This window comes from Streptomyces sp. HUAS MG91 (assembly GCF_040529335.1).
GTDB classification, from domain to species: domain Bacteria; phylum Actinomycetota; class Actinomycetes; order Streptomycetales; family Streptomycetaceae; genus Streptomyces; species Streptomyces tabacisoli.
Genome location: NZ_CP159534.1, coordinates 898783 through 923261, shown reverse-complemented (window position 1 = coordinate 923261; position 24479 = coordinate 898783). Strand labels below are relative to the sequence as shown.

Here is a 24479-nt window from a genome sequence, read left to right as displayed (position 1 = left end):
CGCATACGTTCCGGTTGCCGCGGGTCCTCACCACCGCGGCCCCACGAACGGAAAGGCGCAACGCGATGACTGTCTTCCAGGGCCTGCGGGTGCTCGACCTCAGCCGGGTGCTGGCCGGCCCGTACTGCACCTCGCTCCTTGCCGACCTCGGCGCCGACGTCGTCAAGGTCGAACCGCCGGCCGGCGACGACGCCCGCCACCTCGGCCCCTTCCGGGACGGCGAGAGCGTCTACTTCGCCCAGCTCAACCGGGGCAAGCGCAGCATCGTGCTCGACCTGAAGAACCCCGACGACCACGCCCTCCTGCTGCGGCTCGCCGCACAGGCCGACGTCCTCGTCGAGAACTACCGGCCCGGCGTCGCCGAACGCCTCGGCATCGACCACGCCACGCTCGCCGCCGTCAACCCGCGGCTGGTCTACGCGAGCATCTCCGGCTTCGGCCAGAGCGGGCCGATGCGCGCCTACCCCGCGTACGACCTGATCGTGCAGGCCATGTCTGGCCTGATGGCCGGCACCGGCACCCCCGACGGGCCGCCGACCCGGGTGGGGGAGTCCGTCGGCGATCTGATCGCCGGTCTGTTCGCCTCCTGGGCGGTCGGCGCCGCGCTCTTCGACCGGGAGCGCACCGGCCACGGCCGGCACGTCGACGTGGCCATGCTCGACTCGCTGGTCTCGTTGCAGGTGACCGCGATGAGCCTGCTCACCGCGACCGGCGGCCTGCCCGGCCGGGTCGGCAACCGGCACCCGGTCTCCACCCCGTTCGACACCTACCGCACCGCCGACGGGCTGCTCGCCGTCGCCGTCGCCGGAGAAGGCGTGTTCGCCCGGTTCGCGCGGCTCGTGGGCCGCCCCGACCTGCCCGCGGACCCCCGCTTCCACGACGACACCGCCCGCACCCGCAACAGGGACGAGGTGCGCCGGATCACCGAGGAGTGGTCGGGCGGGCTCACCACCGAGGAGGCGCTGAAGCTGGCCCGGGCCGAGGGCGTCCCGGCCGCACCCATCCAGGACCTCGCCCAGGCGATCGACAGCGAGCAGATCCAACAGCGCGGCCTGGTCGGCGAGTTCGACCACCCCGTCCTCGGCCGCACCCCCTACCTCCGCCAGCCCGCCCACTTCGGCGCCCTCGGCCAGGAGGCGGACCCGGACGCCAGGACTCCGGACGCGACGGCCCCGAGCCCGGCCCTCGGCGCGCACACCGGCCAGGTCGTGGCCGAATGGCTCGGCGCGAACGGTGCCTGAACGCCGTTGACTGGGGCGGAAAGGCCGTGGAACGGTGAAACCGCGTTCCCCCTCCTGCCTGCCCCAGGCCCGCGCGATCACGGGCCGACAAGAGACTTGGAAGCGGATCACCGTGACGCTCGGAAACCCTCACACCCCCCAGGCCGCCGACCGCGGCCTCACCCCGGCGCGCATCGAGATGTACGAGAAGGAGTTCGCCTCCCGGCCGGCGAACCGCCTGATGCAGAACGCCGTGACCCAGACACCGGTGGACGACATCGCCCTGGACCGGCGGATCGTGACCGCCGCCGACCACTCGGTCTCCCACCACCTGGACGACTGGAAGGTCACCGACCAGAAGCGGAGCGGCCGCTGTTGGATGTTCGCCGGGCTCAACCTGCTGCGGGTCGGCGCCGCCCGTGAACTCGGCGTGAAGGACTTCGAGTTCTCCCAGAACTACGTGCTGTGGTGGGACAAGTTCGAGCGGGCGAACTACTTCCTGGAGTCCATGATCGAGACGTCCGGCGCCGACGTCGACGACCGGACCGTGGCCCACCTGCTCGGCGACCCCATCAGCGACGGCGGGCAGTGGAACATGTTCGTGGCGCTGGTCGCCAAACACGGACTCGTACCGAAGACGGCCATGCCCGAGACGGAGAGTTCGTCCGCCACCGGGCCGATGAACCGGGCCCTGAAGAGCCTGCTGCGGCGCGGCGCCCGTGACCTGCGACGGCTGGCGGCCGACGGGGCCGAGGCGCAGCGCGAGCACAAGGCCGAGGTGCTCGCCGCCGTGCACCGCGTGCTCAGCATCCACCTCGGCACGCCCCCGCAGAAGTTCCTGTGGCAGTGGCGCGACAAGGACCAGGAGTTCCACCGCGAAGGCTGGCTGACCCCGGCCGAGTTCGCCGCCGCGTACGTCCGCATACCCCTCGACGAGTACGTGTGCCTCGTGCACGACCCGCGCGAGTCGAGCCCGGCCGGCCGGACCTTCACCGTCGAGCACCTCGGGAACATCGTCGAGGCGCCGCCCGTGGTCTATCTGAACGTGGAGATGGACCTCCTCAAGCGGCTCACCATGGACGCCGTCGTGGGCGGCGAGCCGGTCTGGTTCGGCTGCGACGTCGGCCGGATGATGCGCGCCGACATCGGGCTCTGGGACGCGAGGCTGTACGACTACGAGGCCGTCTACGACGCGCCGTTCGCGATGGACAAGGCGGAACGGCTGCTCCACCACGAGACGCAGATGACGCACGCCATGCTCTTCACCGGCGTCGACGTGGTGGACGGCGCGCCGCGCCGCTGGCGGGTCGAGAACAGCTGGGGCGGCGAGAAGGCCGACAGCGGCTTCTGGACGATGAACGACTCCTGGTTCGGCGAGCACGTCTTCGAGGTCGCCGTGCGCCGCTCCGCGCTGCCGCCGGAGCTGGCCGAGGCCCTGGCCGGGCCGCCGATCGTCCTCCCGGCCTGGGACCCGATGGGCGCGCTCGCCCGGTGACGCCGAGCGTCCGGCGCCCTCAGCCCCCGGGCGCCGGACGCAGTCGCACCGGCACGGTGACATGCCCGTTGCTGATCAGCGTGGGCATCGGGGTCAGGTCCTCCACGGGCACGGCGAGCCGCACGTCCGGGAAGCGCGCGAAGAGCTCGCGCAGCGCCGTCGTGACCTCCAGGCGGGCGAGCGGGGCGCCGAGGCAGTAGTGGACGCCGTACCCGAACGCCAGATGTTCCTTGCCGACGCGCGTGGCGTCGAAGCGGTCCGCGCTGTCCCCGTGCCAGTCCGGATGCCGGTTGGCGGCGGCGTACGAGGCGAGGATCGCCTCACCGGCCCGGATGGTCCGGCCGTCGGGCAGCGGGATGTCCCGGAGCGCGCAGCGCAGCGGCAGATGCTTGACGGCCGACTCGTGGCGCAGCGTCTCCTCGACGACGTCCGCCCACGAGCAGCGGCCCTCGCGGACGTGGGCCCGCTGCTCCGGGTCGCTCAGCAGTGAACAGACGGCCTGGTCGATGACGTTGACGGTCGTCTCGTAGCCGGCGCTGATCATCAGCAGCAGGGTGTCGCGCAGTTCGGCGTCGGTCAGGGTGCCGCCGTCGCCCTCGTCGTCGCGGGCGGCGATGAGCAGGGAGGTCATGTCGTCGCCCGGCCGCTCCCGCTTGGCGGCGATCAGCTCGGCCAGCAGCTGGTAGACCGCGGCCGTGTTCTTCGCCGCCTCGTCGGTGGAGAGCGTGGTGGCGAACACCCCGTCCACCAGCGTGCGGAACTCGGCCGCCTGGCTTGCGGGCACGCCCATCAGCCGGCCGACGACGGCGATCGGCAGCGGCGTCGCCAGGTGCTCGCGCAGATCGACGACCTCACCGGCCGGTACGGCTTCGAGGCGGTCGAGCAGTCCGGCGACCAGGGCCTCGACGTCCGCCGTCAGGGCGGTGATCCGGCGGGCCGAGAAGGCGGGCGCGATCATCCGGCGCAGGCGGCGGTGGTCGCTCCCGTAGGCGGTGAACATGTTGTCGACGGCCACCCAGAGCGCGAGCGGCCAGGTCGCGACGGTCTCGGCGAAGGCCGGCCAGTGCGCCCGGGTGTCCTTGGAGACGTGCGGGCTGGTCAGCAGTCGTTTGAGGAGACCGGGGTCGGTCACGGACCAGGCGCTCACCCCGAGGATGTCGACGCGGGTGGCGGGACCGCGGGCGCGCAGGGCCCGCTCCTCGGCGTGATGGTCCGCGGCCTGCGGGTCGAGGACGAGTATCTGTTCACGCAGTGGCTCAGGTAACTGCTCATGTTTCTGGGGTTGTTGACGTTTTGACTGATTCGACTGATCGGCACCCATATGGTCAGCATGCCGTACCGGCGGCGGCGCGCCAAAGTCGCCTGGTGCGGGGCCTGGTGGGGGAGCGTTCCAGGGCCCCGGCTCAGAAGGGTTCGTCGTCGGCGAGTTCCACGACCGTGCGCACTCCGGTCGCCTGGGCCGTCACCCCGGCCTCGCAGGCGGCCGCCGCCGCGTACCCGTCCCAGGACGACGGGCCGACCACCCGGCCCGCCAGCGTCGCGTCGACCCAGGCCTGCACCTCGCGGTCGTAGGCGGCCCGGAAACGGGTGAGGTAGTCCTGCGGGATGGCGCCGCCCCAGCGGCCCGCCGCCTGGACGACCATCGCGTGGCCGTCGCCGATCCGCGCGGTGCCGTGCTCGCAGACCGCCTCGCACTGGACCTGGTCGCCGAAGCCCGCGTTGCGGTACAGCTCCACGTCGGCGACCGCCCCGCCCGTCGTCTCCAGGATCACCAGCTGCGGATCGGGCACGCCGTTCATCGACGTGGGCAGGGGAGCGGGCTTGACGACCTGTACGGCGGCGATCTCGTGGCCGGTGAGCCAGCGGGTGACGTCCATCTCGTGGGCCGCCGAGTCGGTGATCATCATGCGTTCGGTGAAGTGGCCGGGGGTGGCGGTGTTGCGGTGCCGCTGGTGCAGCATCAGCGGGCGGCCGAGCCCGCCGGCGTCGAGCGCCGCCTTCAACTGCTGGTACTCCGCGTCGAACCGGCGCATGAAGCCGACCTGGATCCGGCGGCGCCCGAGACGCCGCTCCGCCTCGACGATCCGGTACGCGCTCGCGGCGTCCGGCGTCAGCGGCTTCTCGCACAGGACGGGAAGGCCGAGGGCGAGCGCCCGCAGCAGCGCCTCCTCGTGCGCCGGCCCGGGGGACGCGATGAGCACCGCGTCCACGCCGGGCGCCGCCAGCGCGGCGGCCGCGTCGGCGTGCGCGGTGCAGCCGTCGAGGTCCGCGGCCAGCTTCCGCGCGCGCTCGACCTCGATGTCGGCGACGGCCACGACCCGCGCCCCGCTGATCGCCGTGTCGATCCGGCGGACGTGATCGGCACCCATCTTCCCGGTCCCGACGACGGCTACTCCCAGGGGCACGGCGGTCTCCTTCGGTCATGGCCCCGGACGGCTCCGGCCGGCGCCCTCGTGTCCCGCTGTTCCTACCCGAAGCCGCCGCGCGGGGCGAGGGCGCGGCGGCACCGGTTCAGCGTGCCGCGTCCCGTGACCGCAGCAGCGGCTTGACCACCTTGCCGCCCGCGTTCCGGGGCAGTTCGCCGAGGACGACCAGGTCCTTGGGCCGCTTGAAGGAGGCGAGCCGCCCGTCGAGGAACTCCGTCAGGCCGGCCAGCGACAGCTCGGCCCCGGGCGCCACGGTCACGTAGGCGACCGGCACCTGGCCCCAGCGCTCGTCGGGCCGGCCGATGACCGCGACCTCGCGCACGGCCGGGTGCGCGGCGACGGCGTTCTCCAGCTCGGCGCAGTAGATGTTCTCGCCGCCGCTGATGATCATGTCCTTCTTGCGGTCGACCACCCGGACGAAACCCTCCTCGTCCTGCGTGACGAGGTCACCGGAGTGGAACCAGCCGCCGTCGAACGCCTCGGCCGTCTCCCGCGGCCTGTTCCAGTACCCCCGCGTCACGGAGGGCCCGCGGTAGACGATCTCGCCGATCTCACCGGCCGGTACGTCGTTCATGTCGGCGTCGACGATGCGGTACTGGATGCTCGGGATCGGTCGGCCGACCGAGCCCAGCTTGCGCAGCGAGTCCTCCCCGCGCAGCACACAGGTGATCGGCGAGGTCTCGGTCTGGCCGAACACGGCCACGTTGAGCGCGCCGGGGAACTTCTCGGCCATCGCGCGCAGCGTCGCGTCGCTCGCGGGGGCGGCGCCCCAGCTGATGATCCGCAGCTTCAGGTCCCGCTTCTCGATGCCGGGCTGGGCGCAGAGCAGGTCCCACTGCTGCGGAACGTTGAACACGACCGTGGCGCCCTCGCGTTCATAGGCGTCCAGCACCTCCTGCGGGTCGAAGGCGCCCAGCGGATGGATCACGACCGTGCTGCCCACCACGAAGTTCGCCACCATCGAGCCCAGGCCCGCGATGTGGAAGAAGGGAGCCGTCAGGAAGCCGATGTCGGAGTCGTCGAAGATCTCCATCGCGCGGATGCAGGTGAGCGCCTGCACCTGCATGTTGCGGTGGGAGAGCAGCACGCCCTTCGGGCGGCCGGTGGTGCCCGAGGTGTACATGATCAGCGCGGTCGAGTCCTCGCTGATGTCGGGCAGTTCCATCGGCTCGTGGGCGGCGAGAAGGTCCTCGTACGGGAGACGGCCGCGGGCGAGGGCGTCGTCCGGGGCGTCACCGATGACGACGACCGTGCCGATCGACGCGGCGTTCGGCGCGGCGTCGAACAGCGGCAGCAGCCGTGCGTCGACGACGGCCGCCGCGGGCGTGCAGTCGGCGAGGATGTCGTCGAGCTCCGGCGGCGCCAGCCGGAAACTCAGCGGGACGGCCATGGCGCCGAGGCTGTTCGCCGCGAACACGCTCTCCACGAACCACGGATGGTTCAGCGTGAGCAGGACCACGCGGTCGCCCTCGGTGACTCCCCGGCCGGCGAGCGCGGCGGCCAGCCGCAGCGACCGCCCGGAGAGCTCGGCCCAGGTCGTCGTCCGTCCGAGGTGGCGCAGCGCGGGCTTGTCGGGGCGCATCATCGCGTGCGTGGCCGCCTGGGACATCCAGTGGTGCCGGAAGGACCAGGCGGGAGCCGTGTCGGTCGGCATGGGGCGACTCCTCGGGGTCGTGGCGATCGGGTGGCCGCTGCCGCATTGTGCCCGTCAACACAGCCCGCGGAGAAGGCTCGTGAAGCATTTTGTTAATGGGGAATCACATCAGGCCGAGGTATCCCGGGGTGTGATTGACTGAGCCCCATGACCTCGTATCCGCTGTCCTCCGGCCGGTCATGACCGTCGGGTCGCCCTCGGCCACCCGGCCCCGCAACCGCAGGCAGCTCATCGTCGACGCGGCCGGCCGGCTCTTCAGCGAGCGCGGTTTCCACGCGGCGTCCATGGAGGAGATCGCCGCCCGCGTCGGCATCACCGCCGCCGCCCTGTACCGGCACTTCCCCAACAAGTACGCGCTGTTCGCCGAGTGCGCGCACACCATGGCGGACCGGCTCGTCGTCGCGCTCGACGCACTGCCGCCGGAGGCGGAACCGGCGGACGTGTTCACCGCCCTGGTCCGGGTCACCGTCGCGCACCGCGCCTCGGGCGGGGTGTACCGCTGGGAGGCCCGGTACCTCAACCGCGAGGACCGCCGCCTCCTGCGGTCCACGTTCGCACACGTCGTCGCGCGGGTCTCCGAGACGGTCCGGCACGAACATCCGCTGCCCGACGAGCAGTTGCGGGTGGTGGCGGCGCTCGGCGCCATCGGGTCCCTCACCATGCACCACACCTCCATCGCGCAGCGCCGGGTCGAGGAACTGCTGCTGGACTGCGCCCTGCGCGTGGTCGCGACCGACCCCGCGGCGGATCCCGGGAGCGGGCGCCCCGTCGAGCTGCCCGCCCTGCCGGTACCGCGCTCACGGCGCGGAGAGATCCTCGCGGCGGCCGTCCCGCTGTTCGCCCGCGACGGGTTCACCGCCGTCACGAACGGCCAGATCGCCCGTGCGGTCGGCCTCGCCCCTTCGGCGCTCTACCGCCACTACCCGGGCAAGGTCGACATCCTCGCCGCCGCGTGCCTGCAAGCCGCGGGGCTGCTGGCGCAGGCCGTGGACCGCAGCCTGCACGGGGTGACCGATCCGCGCGAGGCCGTCGGCCTGCTCGCGGCGACGTACGTCGCCTACAGCTTCGAGCACACCGCGCTCACCAGCGTCGCCGAGGCGGAGTTCGCCGGTCTCCCGGCCGACCTCCAGCGCCCCCTGGTGCAGGCGCAGCGCGAGCACATCGCCGTGTGGGAGCAGCAGTTGCGCCTGGCCCGCCCGGAACTGGACCCGCGCCAGGCCCGGGTCCTCGTGCACGCCGGGTTCGGCGTGGTGGTCGAGGCGGGCCGCAGCCTGCGCTGGCGGGACGGCCCCGGCCGGCGCGCCGCCGTGACCGCACTCGTCGTCGGCGCGCTGGGCCTCTGAGGCCGGACCGGGCCCGCACCCGGCCCGGCGGGTCTCAGGACGGCCGGTTGCCCGTCGGGATCACGATGGGGGTGGTCGTGCCCGAGGCGCCGTTGTTCAGGAACGCCATGGCCAGCGCGCGCACGAACTGGTCGAACACGTAGAAGGCGGCGGGCGCCACGGGCGACAGCCCCTCGCGGAACAGGATGAAGGCCGGCCACACGGTGCGGATCAGCGCGGCCGAGGCGTAGTCGCGCTTCAGGCCCAGCCAGTCGCCGATCTCGTCGCTGAGGACGTAGCGCACGAACTCGTTGAGGAATCCGCGCGTGACGCCCAGGTCGACCTGGGCGGTCAGCCCGAGCAGGTCCTCGGCCAGTTCGACGCCCTCGGTCGTCGGGGAGAGGATCGGGGTCAGCACCTGCCCCGACTGCGCCTCCGCGTCGGCCCACGTCTTCGGGATGTACTGGTCCTGCACGCCGAGCAGATGCAGCGCGACCTGCCAGCTGTGCAGGAAGGCCTCCTGGTCCGCCGTGGAGAACGGGACCTTCCACTGGAGCAGCTTCCGGCGCACGTACGTGCCGAGGCTGTGGAAGGTGACCAGGATGTCCGCGTTGCTGATCGGGATCCTCTGGTCCGCGCCCGCGCTCCAGTGCGGCGACCGCGGCAGCAGATGGCGCACCCCGGCGTGCACCAGGCGGGTCTTGTTCGCCGTCACGATGAACTGGCCCGTCGGCTCGAACCCCTTGAGCTGCGCCAGGTCGTAGCCGAACGTGAACGTCTTGGCCGCGCGGTCCTTCATGTTCGCGCCGCCCGCCGACCAGTAGACGCTCCTGGCCTCGCGCGGGATCACCGTGCTCATGATGCCGCTGCCCAGGCCGTACAGCAGGAAGAGGTACGTGTCCTTGCGCCGGTTGAAGTCGGCGGCGCGGGCCAGTTTCGCGGGATCCGCCCAGGAGGGCAGCCGGTTGACCCGCTGGAGGTAGGCGGTGAGATCGGCGGGCAGGCCGCCGGGCAGCGGGTCGCCGTTGTTCACCCACGACGCCATCGCGCTGTTGACCGCGGGCACCCAGCCGCTGTCGATGAGCGAGGCCAGCAGCCGGTCCACCTCGTCGTCCCACACGTACTCGGGATCGGTGCCCGTCCCGCTGCCGGCGACCGAACCCGCCGGGGACCACGCCCAGGCGCCGGTGGTGCCCGTCGCGCTCACGAGGCCCAGCGCGGCCCCGAGCGACAGGACTCTTCTGCGGCTGAGATTGTCCATTCACTTGCTCGCTTTCCTGGTAGGGCGTGCGGCTCATCTCGCCTTGAAATGCTCGGAGTTGGCGCTGTCGGCCAAGCTCGGGAGCTTGTTCCAGGATGTGATTTCTGATTAACATAGCGAGGCGTGCCGAGGTCGACAAGGGCTGCGGCGCGAGCGAGGGGCAGGGGCCGTCGCCGGCTCGGATCACGACCGAGGAGCGCGCATGACCACGGAGCAGCACGAGATCCCGGCACCCGACGGCCTGCCGCCCGACGGCCCGGCCCCGATGACCGCCCGGCCGCCGTGGGTGACGGACGAGCTGATCGCGCGGTGGTGCGGGTGGGTGAGCCGGGACGCGGCGGCGCCCGGCGGCGCGGAGCCGGTGACCGCTCTCGCGCCGTTCGACCTCACGCCGATCGCGGCCGTCCCCGCCTGCACCCCGCACGACGTCGAGGAGGCCGTGGCCACGGCCCGGGCCGCCCGGCCGCAGTGGGCACGGTCGGCACCGGCACGCCGCCGCGATGTCGTCCTCGCCTTCCACGACCTGCTGCTGCGCCACCAGGACCAGGTGCTGGACCTGATCCAGTGGGAGACCGGCAAGGCGCGCTACCACGCCTGGCAGGAGGTGGCACAGGTCGCGGCGATCGCCCGGCACTACGCGCGGCGCGCCCGGCACTACCTGGCCCCGCGCCGGGTGCGCGGCATGGTGCCCGGCCTGACGAAGGTCAGGGAGATGCGCGTACCGAAGGGCGTCGTCGGCATCGTCTCCCCCTGGAACTACCCCCTCTACCTGGGCGTCGGCGATGTGCTGCCCGCCCTCCTGGCCGGGAACGCCGTGGTCTCCAAGGCCGACGAGCAGACCGCGCTGACCCTGCTGTGGACCCGCGACCTGATGGCCCGTGCCGGGCTGCCCGCCGGGCTGTGGCGGATCGTCGCCGGGCCCGGGGCCGCCGTGGGCACCGCGCTGACCGACGCCGTGGACTTCGTCTGCTTCACCGGCTCGACCGCCACCGGCCGCACGGTCGCGGAGCGGGCCGCGCGACGGCTGGTCGGGGCGTCGCTCGAACTCGGCGGAAAGAACCCGCTGATCGTCCGGGCCGACGCCGACCTCACCGCCGCCGCGGCCGGCACGGTGGCGGCGGCCTTCGCCAACACCGGACAGATGTGCATCCACGTCGAACGCGTCTACGCGCACGAGAGGATCTACGACGCCTTCCGCGCCGAACTCGTCGAGGCGACAGGGAAGTTGCGGCTCGGGGCGGGGCGGGACTACGCGGCCGACGTCGGGTCACTGACGTCCGCGGCCCGGCTCGCGGCGGTCACGGCCCAGGTCGAGGAGGCGGTGGCGAAGGGGGCGACCGTGCTGACGGGCGGCCGGGCCCGCCCCGACATCGGCCCGCTCTTCTACGAGCCGACCGTCCTCGAAGGGGTCACCCACGAGATGTCCGTGTGCGGGCAGGAGACCTTCGGCCCGGTGGTCTCCCTCTACGCCGTCGGCTCGGACAGCGAGGCCGTGGGCCTCGCCAACCAGGGGAGCTACGGGCTCTCGGCGTCGATCTGGTCCAAGGACACCCGCGAGGCCGCACGGATGGCGGCGGAGATCCGCGCCGGTTCGGTCAACATCAACGACGGCGCCGCCGCCGCGGCCGGCAGCGTCGAGGCCGGGATGGGCGGCATGGGTGACAGCGGCCTCGGCCGCCGCCACGGCGCCGAGGGGATCCGCAAGTACACCGAGACCCAGACCGTCGCCACTCAGCGGCTCCTGCCGCTCGGACCGCCGAGGCCCGGGGAGGACGCCGTGCGGGCCTTCGTCCGCCGCACCAACGGACAACTGTCCCTGCTGCGCAGGCTCGGTGTGCGATGAGCGGCGGCACGCCCGAACCTCGTCCCGCCACCCGTACGAGCCCGGTCCGGAACGGAGACACGATGGCCAGCCCTGTGATCGGAGAGCGCACGCTCTACGAGGACGACCACGAACTGCTGCGGGAGACGGTCCGCGCGTTCGCCGACAAGCACGCCGCCCCGCACGCCGAGCGCTGGCGGGAGGCGGGCAGGGTCGACCGGGACCTCTTCGAGGAGGCCGCCCGGGCCGGCCTCCTCGGCTTCAACATCCCCGAGGAGTACGGCGGCGGCGGGATCACCGACTTCCGCTTCAACGCGGTCATCGGCGAGGAGTTCTCCCGCCATCCGGCCTCCGACGGCCTCGCCGGGGTGGGGCTCTCCAACGACATCGTCGTGCCCTACTTCACCGGCCTCACCGACGACGCGCAGAAGGCCCGCTGGCTGCCCGGCATCGCGGCCGGCCGGCTCGTCGTCGCCGTCGCGATGACCGAGCCCGGCACCGGCAGCGACCTGGCCGGCATCGCCACCACCGCCGTCCGCGACGGCGACGACTACCTCGTCAACGGCAGCAAGGTCTTCATCTCCAACGGCCAGAACGCCGACCTCGTGGTGACCGCCGTGCGCACCGGACCGGACCGCCACGGCGGCCTCAGCCTGCTCGTCGTCGAGGCGGACAGCCCCGGCTTCACCCGCGGCCGCAACCTGCGCAAGGTCGGCCTGCACGCCCAGGACACCAGCGAACTGTTCTTCCAGGACGTCCGCGTCCCGGCCACGAACCTCCTCGGCGCCGAGGGCTCCGGCTTCCGGGCCCTGATGCGCAACCTGCCCCAGGAACGGATCTCGATCGCCGCCAACGCCATGGCGTCCGTCGAGGGCGTCCTGGAGCGGACCGTCGCGTACGTGCGGGAGCGCAAGGCGTTCGGCCGGAGCGTCGGCTCCTTCCAGAACACCCGCTTCCAGCTCGCCGACATGGTCACCACCGCCCGCGTGGGCCGCACCTACATCGACGACCTGCTCGCCCGGCACTCCCGCGGCGCCCTGAGCGCCGTCGACGCCGCCGCCGCGAAGTTCTGGGCCACGGAAGCCTACGTCGACATCGTCGGACGCTGCCTCCAACTGCACGGCGCCTACGGCTACATGCTCGAATACCCCATCGCCCACGACTACCTCGACTCGCGCATCACCACCATCTACGGCGGCACCACGGAGATCATGAAGGAGATCGTCGCCCGGGACCTGGGCCTGTAGACCGTACGCGGAGTGCGTCTCCGCTCAGGCCGGCCGGCAGACCGAGCGCTGCCGGCCGAGGCCGGTGATCTCCATCTCCATCACATCGCCGTCGCCCAGGTAGGGGAAGCGACCCGACAGGGCCACGCCCTGCGGTGTGCCGGTGTTGATGACGTCGCCGGGCTCCAGGACCAGGTACTGCGACAGGTGGTGCACGATCTCGCCGACCGAGAAGATCATGTCGGCGGTCACCGAGTCCTGCCGCGGCTCCCCGTTGACCCACGACCGCAGCCGCAGCCCCTGCGGGTCGCCCGCCTCGTCCGCCGTCACCAGGACCGGACCGAGCGGGTTGAACGTGGCGCAGCTCTTGCCCTTGGACCACTGGCCGCCCGACACCTCCAGCTGGAAGGCCCGCTCGGAGACGTCGTTGCTGACCGCGTACCCGGCGACGTGCCCGAGCGCCTCCTCGGGCGAGTCGAGATAGGCGGCGCGGCGGCCGATGACGACCGCCAGCTCGACCTCCCAGTCGGTCTTCTCGCCGCCGCGCGGGATCAGCACGTCGTCGTACGGGCCGACCACCGTGTTCGGCGACTTGTAGAAGAGGATCGGCCGCTCGGGCGGCTCGGCGCCCGACTCGGCGGCGTGCGCCGCGTAGTTCTGGCCGATGCACAGCACCGCCGAGGGCCGGGCCACGGGCGGGCCCACGCGCTGACCGGTGAGGTCGACCTCGGGCAGGTCCGCCGCCGGCGGTACGAGCCCGGGACGCTCCGCGAGCGCCGCGAGGAACGTGCCGTCGATGTCGTCGGTCACCGACGACAGATCGTGGTGGCGGCCGTCGGGGGCGGCGAGGACGGGCCGTTCGCGGCCCGGCCGGCCGACGCGCATGAGACGCATGAGGGATCAGTTCTCCAACTGGGTTCGTTTTGAGCGGGTGTTGTCGTGGGTGTGCGGTTCAGTGCAGCCGTGCCAGCGCCTCCGGCCCCACCGCGGTGAGCGGGGGCAGTCCGTCGAGCAGCCGTACGATCTCGGTCACGGCGCTCGCGCCGAGCCGATGCCGGCACTCCACGGTGCCCGCGGCGGTGTGCGGGGTGAGCAGGACGTTCGGCAGGGCGCGGAAGGGGTGCCCGACCGGCAGTGGCTCCGCGTCGAAGACGTCGACGGCGGCGTCGATCCGGCCGGTGCGCAGTTCGGCGGCGAGCGCGGACTCGTCGACGAGCCAGGAGCGGGCCGTGTTCACCAGACCGGCCCCGTCGGGCAGCAGCGCGAGCCGCCCCGCGTCGAGCAGGTGCCGGGTCTCCGCCGTCGCCGGGGCGTGCACGGCGACGATCCTGCTGCTGCTCAACAGCTCGTCCAGAGGCAGCAGTTGTACGCCGAGCCGGTCCGCGTCGGAGGGCGACAGGTAGGGGTCGGTGACCGAGACCTGTGCGCCCAGTGCCTGCGCGAGGGTGATGTAGGCCCGGCCCGTGCGGGACGCGCCGATCACCCCGATCGCGCTGCCGTGGATCTCGTGCCGGGGCGGCGCCTCACCGGCGCTCTCCCAGGAGGCACCGGTGCGCAGCGCGTGGTCGAAGCGGTGCGTGCGGTGCAGCAGGGCGAGCGTGAACGTGAGGGCGACCTCGGCGACGGGCCGCGCCATCTCGTCCCCGGCCTGCGTGACCCGCACCCCGCGCCGGAACACCTCCTCGGAGACGTAGGGGGCGACGGCCGAACCGGTGTGCGCCACCAGCTCCAAATCGGGCGCACGGGTGAGCAGTTCGGCCTCGATCCGCGGCGTTCCCCAGGACGTGATCAGCGCGCGGGCTTCCGGCAGGGCCGCGGCCAGCGCCGCCCGGTCGGTGTGCGCGTCGAGGACCGTGAGGTCCGCCGCCGCGTCGAGGCGCCGCCAGGTCTCGACGGTGAAGAACGCGTCCCGCAGCCCCGGCGGCACGCTCACCACGACCCTCGGCCGCTCAGCGGAGCCAGTCATCCAGGTGCTCCTTCACGAACGCGTCGTCCGTCAGCCACGGGTACGCGGCCGCCACCCGGGTCAGCTCCTCGGCCTGCCCGGGCGACAGGGTCTCGTCGGGGTCCAGACACCAGGTTCCCGCCAACAGGCCCTGTCGGCGGAGGACTTCGTGGACTCCGGCGATGCAGCCGCGGAAGGCGCCCCGCACGTCGAACACGGCCTGGTTGGCGTCGGTCAGCTCGGGGCGGCGGGTCAGACAGCGCAGCAGCGCCTCGTGGTCGCCGGTCCGCGCCGCGCGCACGTCCTCCAGGAGCGTCGCCGCCGATCGGGTCCACACCGCCCACTGCCCGAGCAGCCCGCCCGCGAACCAGCGCCGCCCGCCCGCCGTCTCGTACGGCGTGAGGAGGTCACCGATGATGTCGTCGTCGTTGCCCGTGTACAGGGCCACCTCGGACGCCCGGTCGGCGGCGCCCACCGCCCGGATCACGTCGGCCGTGCGATACCGGTCGAAGGGGGCGATCTTCACGGCGGCCGTGGCCGGCAGATCCGCGAACTCCGACCAGAACGACGGCGACAAGTACCTTCCGCCGACGGCCTCCTGGAGGTAGAAGCCGATGACCGGCAGCACCTCGCCGACCGCCCGCGCCCGGTCCAGGAGGCCCTTCTCGTCGGCGCCCGGCACGGCGGGGCTCAGCAGCACCGCGTCGTAGCCGAGCGACGCCGCGAGTTCTGCCTCGGCGACGGCCTGCGCCGTGTACCCGCAGGCCCCGGCGACCTTCACGAAGGGGCGGTCCGCCTCGGCGCGTACGGTCTCGGCGGCCAGTTCGAGGACCGGCTTCAGCAGGCCCACCCGCGGCTCGCGGATCTCGAACTGGGTGGTGTGGACGGCCACCGCGACACCGCCCGCGCCGGACGCCAGGTAGTAGCGGGTCAGCGCCCGCTGGCGCCGTTCGTCGAGCCTGCGGTCGGCGTCGAGGGCGAGGGGGTGGGCGGGGATGACGGTGCCCCGGGAGAGCACTTCGAGCGCGGTCATGGTGCGGTTCAGAACCTTCCGTCGCGGACCTGGAACTTGGTGGGCTTGCCGGACAGCGGCAGACCCCGGCGCAGCCAGTCGGCCTGCCAGCCCACCAGCGTGCGCAGCGGCACGTCCGGATAGCCGAACAGGGCGTGGCAGCGGCCGGCGTCGGACAGCAGCGCGGTCGGCGCCTCCGTGCCCGCGAAGGACGGCTCCTTACCGAACTCCGCGGCGAACCAGTGCGCGAGCCGCCGCACCGAGGCCGTCTCCGGGCCGGTCAGGTTCACCGTGAACCCGTCGCCGTCCGTCGCGTGCTTGAGCGAGCGCAGCGCGACCTCGTTGGCGTACCCCTGCCAGACCACGTTGGCGTGCCCGGTCGTCACGTCGACCGGCTCACCGGCCAGCACCCGGGAGGCGATGTCGGCGAGGACGCCGTAGCGCAGGTCCACCGCGTAGTTGAGGCGGATCAGCGCGACGGGCGTGCCCCGGGTGAGCGCGGCGTGGCCGAAGATCCGCTCGCGGCCCAGGCACGACATCGCGTACTCGCCGACCGGCCCGACCGGGTCGTCCTCGGTGCAGCCGGCCGAGCCGACCGGCACCAGCGGATACACGTTTCCGGTGGAGAACGCGGCGATCCGCGCCGTCGGCCAGCGGCGCGCGACGCGGTCCGGCATGGCCGCGTTCACCGCCCAGGCGTGCGAGGGCGCCCCGGCGGAGCCGAACTTGGCGCCCACCATGAAGACGATGTTGCCCGCGTCGGGCAGGGTGCCGAGGTCGGCTTCCGGGTCCATCAGGTCGAAGGCGACCGTGCGGACCCCGTCGGCCTCCAGGGCGCGTGCCGCCTCCGGGTCCGACCAGCGCGACACCGCGTGCACGGCGACATCGGTACGGCCCGCGGCGTCCAGGGCGCGGCGCGCGAGCCGGCACAGGCTGGGGCCCATCTTGCCGCCCGCGCCGAGCACCAGCAGATCGCCGTCGAGCCCGGCGAGGTCCGCGACGAGCGCGGGGGAGGGGGTGGCCAGGCGCTCCTCGAGCGCCGCCTCATCTGTGAACATGGTGGATCTCAACCCTTGATCCCGGACGCCGTGACGCCCTCGGTGAAGTAGCGCTGGCCCACCAGATACGCGGCGAAGATGGGCACGAACGCGATGACGGAACCCGACAGGACGACGTTCAGCGGCACGTTCTGCTGCTGGAGCGAGGCGATGCCGACGGTGAGCGTGCGCATGTCGGTGGACTGGCCGATGACGAGCGGCCACAGGAAGTCGTTCCAGTGCCACAGGAAGACGAACACGCCGAGCGTGGCGAGGATCGGCTTCAGCAGCGGCAGCACGATCCGGCGGAACACCTGCCACTCGCTGCACCCGTCGAGCCGCGCCGCCTCGAACAGCTCGTCGGGCAGCCCCTGGATGAACTGCCGCATCAGGAACACCGCCTGAGCGTTGGCGAGGGTCGGCACGATGAGTCCCCAGTACGTGTCGACGCCGCCCAGCTTCGCGATCATCGCGAAGGTCGGGATCATCGTGACGTGGTACGGGACCATCACCATCGACAGGAACGACCAGAACATGGCCTCGCGGCCGGGGAAGCGCTTCTTGGCGAACGCGTATCCCGCGAGGGAGGCGAGCAGCAGCACGCCGACCACGGAGACGACCGAGTAGACCAGGGTGTTGAGCAGCCAGCGCGGCACGTCCTGGGAGCCGAGCACCGAGTCGTACGCCTCGCCGGTCAGCGGCCACGGCAGCAGGCTGCCGGGGAACTCGACCGCGGCGGACGGCTTCAGGGACAGCACGACCATCGCGTAGAACGGGAAGATCGTGGCGAGCGCGGCGACCGTGAGCAGCACGCCCCGCACGATCCGGCCGCCGAGCGTGCCGCGCAGACCGGCCGGCACGAAGTCCCGCTCGGCCTCCTTGCGCAGGCGCCGCGACGGGCGGACGGGCGGTTCGGGCGCGGGCACCGGGGTCTTCTCGACGGGGGGTGCGGTCATGGTCACTGGTCCTTCCCGATCACGAGCCGCTGGACGACGGCGACGACGAGGGTCAGCACGAACAGGGCGACCCCGATCGCGGAGGCGTAGCCCAGGTCGAAGTACTTGAAGCCCGCGTCGTACAGCTGGAAGACGAGCGTGTAGCTGGCGTTCGCGGGGCCGCCGCCGGTCATCGTGTAGACGGCGTCGAACACCTGGAACGAGGCCGTCGTCTCGATGACGGCGAGGAAGAACAGCGCAGGCCGCAGCTGCGGCAGCACGATGTGCCGGAAGCGCTGCCAGGGGCCCGCGCCGTCGGTCAGCGCGGCCTCCTCCAGCTCCCGCGGGATGTCCTGCATCCGGGCCAGCAGGATCAGCATCCCGTACCCGAAGCGGGACCAGATCCCGACGACGGCGAGCGCCGGGACGACCAGCGTGTCCGAGGTCAGCCACGACTCGTCGGACATGCCGAACCAGCTGACGAACGTCGCCCACGGGCCGCCCGTCGAGAAGATCCACACGAAGACGGTGGCGGCCAGCACCAGCGAGGTGACGACCGGCAGGAAGAACACCGAGCGGAACACCTTCGAACCGCGGAACGCGCGCCGCGTCAGCAGCGCCAGCGCCACCGACGCGATCAGCGTGCCCGGCACGGCGAGCACCGTGTACAGGACGGTGACCTTGAGGGACTTCCAGAACAGCGGATCGGCCCACAGGCGGGTGAAGTTGTCGACGCCGATGAACTTGCCGCCGCCGGTCAGGGTGTAGTCGGTGAAGCTCATCAGCACACCGGCGACACCCGGACCGAACCGGAAGGCGAGGAAGAGGAGGAAACAGGGAAGGACGAACAGCAGGCCGATCCGGGCTTCGCGGCGCGCCTGAGGGCCGCGCCGCTCGGTTCGGCGGGTGTGGTCCGCGACGACGGTCACGGGAGACTCCTTCGGATGGGGGACTACCCAGCCCGGCCGGCGTGTCAGGCCAAGGGACGCGGGGGTCCGGGGGGCAGAGCCCCCGGACGCGACGGGCGGTGCGAGAGGACCGGTCAGCCGCGGGACGCCAGCGCGTCGGCCGCCTTGGCCGCCGTGTCCAGCGCGTCCTTCGGGGACTTCTTGCCGAGCAGCGCCGCCTGGATCTCCGGCGCGAGGACGCCCATGACCTCACGGGCCTTGTCCTGGAGGGGGCCGGCCGTCATGGTCGGCAGGGTGTCGCCGACGGCCTTCTGGAGCGCGTCGCCCGGGTAGAGGTCACCGGCCGACTCGCGCGCCGGGAAGTAGCCCGCGCCCTTCTCCAGACCGGCCGCGTTCTTCGGCTCGGCGACGAAGCTGATCCAGTCACCGGCCAGCTTCGTGTTGGCGCCCTTGAGCATCGACAGCGCGCCGACCGTCCCGTACCCGACCGGCTTCACGTCCTTCAGCGGCGGCTGGACGACGATGTTTTCCTTGCCCCAGAACGGCTCGACGTCCGCCGGGGTGTTCTGCCACGTACAGGCGACCTTGCCCTTGGCGACCGGCGTCTGCTCCAGCTTCGGCGTCGTCGTCACCAGGTCCTTGTCGGTGTAGCCGCCGTCGACGAGCTTCTTCAGGTACGTCAGGGCCTTCACGCCCGCCGCGCTGTTGAACGTCGTCGTCTTCCCGTCCTGCGCGAACACGTCGCCGCCCGCCTGCCACAGCAGCGGGTAGAACGTCATGTTGAGGGTCTGCTGCGTGTCACCGCTGTAGCTGGTCGCGTAGAAGCCCTTCTTCTTCAACTTCGGCGCGAGGGACTCCAGATCGGCCCACGTCGTCGGGTACGACGTCTCGCCGATCGCCTTGAAGACCCGCTTGTCGCAGATCAGCGGGTTGGCGCTGGTGAGCACGGGGGTGCCGAGGGCCTTGCCGTCGACGGTGACCGACTCCAGGGCGAAGTCGGTGTAGTCCTTCTTCGCGTCGGCCGGCATGTAGTCGTCGGCGGGCACGATGTTCTTGGCGTACTTGGGCAGCTGGTCCGGGATCAGGTACACGACGTCGGGCCCCTTGCCGGAGGCGATGGCCGTGGCCAGCTGGGTGTCGCGGTTGGCCCAGGGGAAGGTCTCCACCTTGACGGTGACGCCCTCGTGCTTCTTCTCGAACGCGGAGACCAGACCGTCCCAGTACGCCTTGTTCTTCGCCTCGTCGAAGATCACGGGGTAGGTCCACATGGTGACGGACTTGCTGTCGGAACCGCTGCCCGAGCCGCCGCACCCGGCGAGGGCGCTCACGGCGAGGACGGTGGCGAGGGCGGGCGCGGCGGCCGCGCGCAGTCTGGAACTCCGGTGCGTGGTACGGGACATGAGGGTTGCCTCCAGGGACGTGGAAAGGAAGGGGGAAGTCAGTGGACGGGGACGGTCTGCACCGTCCCGGTGTGCCGGGCCCGCTCCGCGGCGAACGCCGCGAGGTGGCTGCCGAGGGACGCCGTCGTGCCCGAGCGCACGGCGCCCGGGTCGCCGGTCGCGACGGCCCGCACGAACGCCTCGACCAGGGCGGTGTCGCCGCCGCCGTGCCCGTCGGCCGCGTTCGACCCGCTGGCGCCGAGCTCGTGCACGACCGTCTCGCCGGTGCGGAAGTCCTGCACGGTGACCCGCTCGCCGTCGCCGCGCAGCCAGCCGTGCGAGCCGAAGATCCGGGTCTGCCGGTGCGTCTGCTCGGTGAACGCCACCATCTGGAACGTGGCGGTCACCCCGCCGGACAGCCGCATGGCGAGGACCTGGTGGTCGACCACGTCGTTGTCGGAGCGGTAGACGCAGACCCCGTACGGGCCCTCGCGCAGTGCGGTGAGCAGCCCGGCCTCGTCGGTGGCCTCGGTGACATGGGTGACCGGCCACACCGGACCCTGCTCGCGCAGCGTCGGCAGGTACAACTTCTGTGCGCTGTACGGGCATTGTGCCTCGACCGCACAGTCGAGGCAGCGCTCGGCGGAGCCCTCCGGCGCGTTCTCGGGCGTGAAGTGCCGCAGCCCGCCGAAGCTCGCGACCTGCTCGATGCGCGCGCCGCCCATCACGTACGAGATCCAGTCCAGGTCGTGACAGGACTTGGCCAGCAGCATCGGCGAGGAGTCCTTCTCGCTGCTCCACGGCCCGCGGACGTAGCTGTGCGCGTAGTGCCACCAGCCGACCGGCTCCAGGTGGTCGATCGACACCAGCTGTCCGAGGACGCCCGAGTCGACGACCTCCTTCACCAGATCCGTGTACGGCGTGTACCGCATGACGTGGCACACGGCGAACAGCACGCCGGCCTCCCGGACCCCCTCGACGAGGGTGCGGGTCTCGTCCTCGGTCGGCGCGAGCGGCTTCTCGGCGAGGATCGCGTACCCGGCGCGGGCCAGCGCCAGGACCGGCTCCACGTGGTCGCGGTCCTGGGTGGCGACGATCACCGCGTCCGCGATCCGCTCCTCGGCGAGCGGCCGCCAGTCCTCGTACTGGACGGGCGCGCCGGACGCGGCTCGCGCGGCGGGGCGCGGGTCGGCGACGGCGACCAGTTCGGCCCGCTCGGGGTGCTGCTTGATCCACTCGGCGTAGGTGAGACCGCGGTTGCCCGCGCCGACGAGGGCGACGCGGACGGGGCGGCCGGTGATCGGGGTGTGCGTGGACACAGGGGTTCCCTGGAGGTGTCGGTGGGCCGGGATGTCAGTAGCGGACGGTGCCCGCGGTGTGGGCGACGCGCGCGCCCTCGTCGGGCAGGGCGGCGCGCTCGACGCCGTCCTCGACGCAGCCGGTGTGCAGCAGGTGGCTGCCTGAGCCGGCGAACGCGGCGGCGCGCAGGTCGAGCCGCCCGCCGGTGAAGGTGCAGCCGGTGGCGCGGTAGCGGTTGCCGCCCTCGGTGACGAGGAGGTGCGCGGTCTTCGCGCCGGCGGCCTCGGAGGTGACGCCGGTCAGCTCCCAGGTGACGGTGCGGTCGGCGCCGCCGGCCCGGGTGAGCAGGGCGTCGTCCTTGGTGCCGCCGCCGAGGCGCAGCCCGTCGGCCCGCAGCCGCTGGTCTTTGGCGCCGGTCAACTTCACACCGGTGTCGCTGAGTTCACCACCCTGGAAGGTCAGCTCGCGGTGGGCGTACGAGGCGGGGGCCGCGTCCGCCGCGCCGGTGAGCGTGCAGCCGTCCAGGGTGAGCGGGCCGGTGCCGTTGAAGACGGCGCTGCCGATGCCGGTGAGGGTGACGCCGCGCAGGGTGAGCGGCGCGGTGACGTCCGCCTTGGTGATCTCGGCGCCGGAGGCGAACGAGAAGCTGGAGTCGGCGATCACATTGGGCCGCTTCGACCGCGACGACGCCTGCGACACGATCAGCGGTCCGCTCGCGGTGCAGCCGCGTATCTGGATGCCGTCGGCGTTCACCCACAGCATGCCCGAGCCGTCGAGGGACGGCTTGCCGATGACGGTGACGTCCTCCAGGGTGAGGTCGGTGACCTTGACGCGGGCCACGAACCACGAGCAGGCGTGCCGCCGCACCGTGATCCGCTTGGCCGCGCCGCCCCAGGCCGCACCGGAGTTGGCGAACGTCATCAGCCCCGAGTTGCCCGTGTACACGAGGTCGTGCTCGAACTGGCCGTGGGTGACGAACGGGCCCTGGTCGTCACCGTCGCCGTGACAGTTCGTCACATAGCAGTAGGCGGAGGCCGTGAAGTCGTTCAGGTGCCGGGCGTTGGAGGTGTGACAGTCCTCCACGTGCCCGTACAGACAGTAGATCTGCTGGGTCAGATAGCCGGCGCCGCCGTACGTCACGGACTTCGGGTTGGCCAGCGAACACTGCTCGGTGCGGAAGAAGGTGCACCAGCGGCGCATGACCACGGGCCAGAAGGTGCCGGTCGCCTCGATGCCGGAGACGTCGCAGTCCACCGCGTACTCGTACGACACCGGGTGCGAGCCGGTGAGTTCGTCGTCGCCCGCGCCTTCGAAGACCAGGTTGCGGACGTGGGCGCCGTCGACCGGCTCGACCCGCGTCCAGGTGAGCGTCCGGCCCGCCGCGAGGTCCCAGCCGATCTGGTAGTTGACGCGGATGCGGGTGCCGTCGACGACATCGGTGACCTGGACGAGCCGCTGGATCTCCTTCTCGTACTTCCCCGAGAGGGCGTCCACCTCGACGGCCCACCACTGCCCGACCTCGAACTCGCCGGAGTCGCCGACCTCGAACAGGTCGGAGAGGTCGGGCATCGCCGCGCCCAGCTTGTGGGTGTGGGTGGTGTCGGTGGGGGTGCCGCGGAAGGCGAGGACGGCGCCGAAGGGGTTGTCGTGGGTGTTGGCCTCGATGCCTTTGGTGAGCATGCGGTGGCCGTGGAAGTCGAGTTCGATGCGGGAGCGGTGCCACAGGTGGCGTTTGGTGAAGAGCAGGTCGGTGTGGGCCTCGACGCGGTGGACGTCCGGGTCGCCGACCATGGCGTCCAGGGCCGCGTCGGCGGGGGTTTCGGCGTCGAAGTGGCCGAAGGTGCGGAAGTCGACGACTCCGGTGTGGAGTTGGTGCCAGCGGCCCCGGGTGGTGGTCTTGGCGGGGGCGATGACGGTGCCGCCGTTGTGGGCGGCCTTGGAGGCGGCGTCCCAGCGCACGGCCATCCCGCCGCCGTCACCGGCCTCGTGGTATCCGGCGACGATGACGACCGCCCCGTCCCGGACCCCCTTCGACGTACGCAGGGCGGCGACGGTGTCGACGTACGCGGTGTCTTCCTGCGACGCGGCCTGCGCGGTGCCGGTGGCCGCGACGGTGCCGACGACCGCGAGGCCGGCGAGGCCGGAGGCGCGCAACAGGGCGCGGCGGTCGGTTCTCGTGGTCGTGCTCGGGTGCTGCGGAACGCTCATGACGGACTTCGCCTTCCGAGAAGTGCCGATGGGAGGGGAGCGTTCCTGCGGGGGTGGTGCCGTGCGGGCGGATGGCTGGAAAGGGACCGTGCGTGGGCGAGCCAGTCGCGGTTCCCGGCTATGGGGGCAGATAGCGGGAGTCGGGTCCGTGCAGGTGAACCGCCGATGACCGGAGTGCGTCCCGGCGATTGGCACGGACCGTACGTGGAAGGTTCCGGCCAGTCAAGCCCCGTAAGGCGCGCGGGGCTGTGCCGATATGCGGCTCCGCCGCGTGGAGCCCCGTAAGGGGCGCGGGGAACTGCGCGACCAGCCACACTCGACCTGCGGCCGCACAGCACGAGAACCCCGCCGACGCCTAGGCGGGCTCCTCGAGAACCCAGCCCAACGCGACACTGACCCGCCGCGCGGCGTCCCGCACCTGACCGCCCAACTCCTGGTACTTCCAGGCGGGCAGCCCCAACTTCAGCCCGGTGATACTGATCGCCCCGACACACACCCCGTGATCGTCGCGCACGGGCGCCCCGATGCAGATGATCCCCTCGGCGTCCTCCTCGTCGTCGAGCGCGTACCCGACCCGGTCGATGTCCTTGAGGTGGGCGAGGAACGTGGCGGGGTCGGTGATCGTACGAGGCGTGCGCCGGGGCAGCCCGAAGCGCTCCACGACCCGCGCCGCCTCGGCCTCCGGCACCGCCGACAGCAGCGCCTTGCCGAGCCCGGTGCAGTGCGGCAGCTCGCGCTGGCCCATGCGCAGGTCGAGCCGGACCCGCTGGTCCAGCTCGACCTGGTCCACGACGACCGCGTGGCCGTCCTCCGGGACGGCGAGCCGCGAGGCCATCCCCGTCTCGCCGGTCAGCTCGCGCAGCACCGGCTGGGCGACCGCACGCAGGGACACCTGCGAGCGCGCCCGGTCGCCGAGCCGGGCGAGACCCATGCCCAGGCGGTAGCGCCGGCTCATGCCCTCGCCGTCGTCGGACACGAGACCGTACGCGCGCAAGGTCTGCAGGGTGCCGAACGCGGCGCTCTTGGAGATCCCGCAGGTCTGCGCGACCTCCGTGACGCTCAAGCCGTTTCCGGGGGCCGGAGCGGCGAGGACTTCGAGGATGTCAGCGGCTCTGGCGACGCTCTTGACCCAGTACTTCGGCTCGGCCGGTGGGGAGTCTGGGCCCTCACTGTTCGTCATGGCCGAACAGTGTAGTCGCATCCTGTTCTGGATGAGGCGCGAAGGGGGTTGACCGGCCCGGAAACCGGTCGTAGTCTCCAGGCGTGTTCTGCACCACAGAACGCTGTTCTGAAAAGACGGCGACTGTGAGAACACTTCCTGCGGAGACTG

19 protein-coding genes are annotated in these 24479 nt (G+C 72.1%); 5 read left to right on the top strand and 14 right to left on the bottom strand.

The window, feature by feature from the left end:
- Positions 1-65 precede the first annotated feature (65 nt).
- Both ABII15_RS04320 and ABII15_RS04315 read left to right on the top strand, forming a co-directional pair.
- Positions 66-1241, top strand: a complete 1176-nt coding sequence (locus tag ABII15_RS04320) for a CoA transferase (RefSeq protein ID WP_353940927.1) — start codon at positions 66-68, stop codon at positions 1239-1241.
- Between the two features lie 112 nt (positions 1242-1353).
- On the top strand, positions 1354-2715 hold the full coding sequence (locus tag ABII15_RS04315; protein ID WP_353940926.1) for a C1 family peptidase: 1362 nt from the start codon (positions 1354-1356) through the stop codon (positions 2713-2715).
- Positions 2716-2734: 19 nt separating this feature from the next.
- On the opposite strand, the gene ABII15_RS04310 is transcribed toward ABII15_RS04315, so the two are convergent.
- The 3 genes from ABII15_RS04310 to ABII15_RS04300 form a co-directional block, all read right to left on the bottom strand.
- Positions 2735-3967 carry a cytochrome P450 gene (locus ABII15_RS04310; protein ID WP_353946955.1) on the bottom strand — a complete coding sequence of 411 codons (1233 nt, stop codon included), beginning with the start codon at positions 3965-3967 and terminating at the stop codon, positions 2735-2737.
- A gap of 151 nt (positions 3968-4118) precedes the next feature.
- On the bottom strand, positions 4119-5120 hold the full coding sequence (locus ABII15_RS04305; protein WP_353940925.1) for a Gfo/Idh/MocA family oxidoreductase: 1002 nt from the start codon (positions 5118-5120) through the stop codon (positions 4119-4121).
- Between the two features lie 106 nt (positions 5121-5226).
- On the bottom strand, positions 5227-6795 hold the full coding sequence (locus ABII15_RS04300) for a long-chain-fatty-acid--CoA ligase (protein ID WP_353940924.1): 1569 nt from the start codon (positions 6793-6795) through the stop codon (positions 5227-5229).
- A 179-nt stretch (positions 6796-6974) separates the two neighbouring features.
- On the opposite strand from ABII15_RS04300, the gene ABII15_RS04295 reads away from it, so the two are divergent.
- On the top strand, positions 6975-8138 hold the full coding sequence (locus tag ABII15_RS04295) for a TetR/AcrR family transcriptional regulator (protein WP_353940923.1): 1164 nt from the start codon (positions 6975-6977) through the stop codon (positions 8136-8138).
- A gap of 34 nt (positions 8139-8172) precedes the next feature.
- Here the strand turns inward: ABII15_RS04295 and ABII15_RS04290 are convergent, their stop codons facing one another.
- Positions 8173-9378: an oxygenase MpaB family protein gene (locus tag ABII15_RS04290; protein ID WP_353940922.1), complete on the bottom strand. Its 1206-nt coding sequence runs from the start codon at positions 9376-9378 to the stop codon at positions 8173-8175.
- Positions 9379-9580: 202 nt separating this feature from the next.
- On the opposite strand from ABII15_RS04290, the gene ABII15_RS04285 reads away from it, so the two are divergent.
- Both ABII15_RS04285 and ABII15_RS04280 read left to right on the top strand, forming a co-directional pair.
- Positions 9581-11221: a succinic semialdehyde dehydrogenase gene (locus tag ABII15_RS04285; RefSeq protein ID WP_353940921.1), complete on the top strand. Its 1641-nt coding sequence runs from the start codon at positions 9581-9583 to the stop codon at positions 11219-11221.
- A gap of 62 nt (positions 11222-11283) precedes the next feature.
- Positions 11284-12447, top strand: coding sequence for an acyl-CoA dehydrogenase family protein (locus tag ABII15_RS04280; RefSeq protein WP_353940920.1), 1164 nt, complete (start codon positions 11284-11286; stop codon positions 12445-12447).
- A gap of 24 nt (positions 12448-12471) precedes the next feature.
- On the opposite strand, the gene ABII15_RS04275 is transcribed toward ABII15_RS04280, so the two are convergent.
- The 10 genes from ABII15_RS04275 to ABII15_RS04230 all read right to left on the bottom strand — a co-directional run bounded on the left by ABII15_RS04275 (position 12472) and on the right by ABII15_RS04230 (position 24329).
- Positions 12472-13320, bottom strand: a complete 849-nt coding sequence (locus ABII15_RS04275) for a fumarylacetoacetate hydrolase family protein (protein ID WP_353940919.1) — start codon at positions 13318-13320, stop codon at positions 12472-12474.
- A 58-nt stretch (positions 13321-13378) separates the two neighbouring features.
- The gene (locus tag ABII15_RS04270) at positions 13379-14392 is read right to left on the bottom strand and encodes a hydroxyacid dehydrogenase (protein WP_353940918.1); all 1014 of its coding nucleotides are present in this window, start codon (positions 14390-14392) and stop codon (positions 13379-13381) included.
- Entirely contained in the window at positions 14376-15404 is a 1029-nt protein-coding gene (locus tag ABII15_RS04265) for a dihydrodipicolinate synthase family protein (RefSeq protein ID WP_353940917.1), read from the bottom strand. The genes ABII15_RS04270 and ABII15_RS04265 overlap by 17 nt, the downstream gene beginning before the upstream one ends.
- 8 nt (positions 15405-15412) lie before the next feature.
- On the bottom strand, positions 15413-16441 hold the full coding sequence (locus tag ABII15_RS04260) for an epimerase (protein ID WP_353940916.1): 1029 nt from the start codon (positions 16439-16441) through the stop codon (positions 15413-15415).
- A gap of 8 nt (positions 16442-16449) precedes the next feature.
- Entirely contained in the window at positions 16450-17376 is a 927-nt protein-coding gene (locus tag ABII15_RS04255; protein ID WP_353940915.1) for a carbohydrate ABC transporter permease, read from the bottom strand.
- Positions 17377-17378: 2 nt separating this feature from the next.
- The gene (locus ABII15_RS04250) at positions 17379-18284 is read right to left on the bottom strand and encodes a sugar ABC transporter permease (RefSeq protein WP_353940914.1); all 906 of its coding nucleotides are present in this window, start codon (positions 18282-18284) and stop codon (positions 17379-17381) included.
- Positions 18285-18397: 113 nt separating this feature from the next.
- Entirely contained in the window at positions 18398-19663 is a 1266-nt protein-coding gene (locus tag ABII15_RS04245; protein WP_353940913.1) for an extracellular solute-binding protein, read from the bottom strand.
- Between the two features lie 38 nt (positions 19664-19701).
- A complete protein-coding gene (locus ABII15_RS04240; protein ID WP_353940912.1) occupies positions 19702-20961 on the bottom strand; it encodes a Gfo/Idh/MocA family oxidoreductase in 1260 nt (419 codons plus the stop codon).
- Positions 20962-20995: 34 nt separating this feature from the next.
- Positions 20996-23149, bottom strand: a complete 2154-nt coding sequence (locus tag ABII15_RS04235) for a peptidase C14 (RefSeq protein ID WP_353940911.1) — start codon at positions 23147-23149, stop codon at positions 20996-20998.
- Between the two features lie 355 nt (positions 23150-23504).
- The gene (locus tag ABII15_RS04230; protein ID WP_353940910.1) at positions 23505-24329 is read right to left on the bottom strand and encodes an IclR family transcriptional regulator; all 825 of its coding nucleotides are present in this window, start codon (positions 24327-24329) and stop codon (positions 23505-23507) included.
- Positions 24330-24479 lie beyond the last annotated feature (150 nt).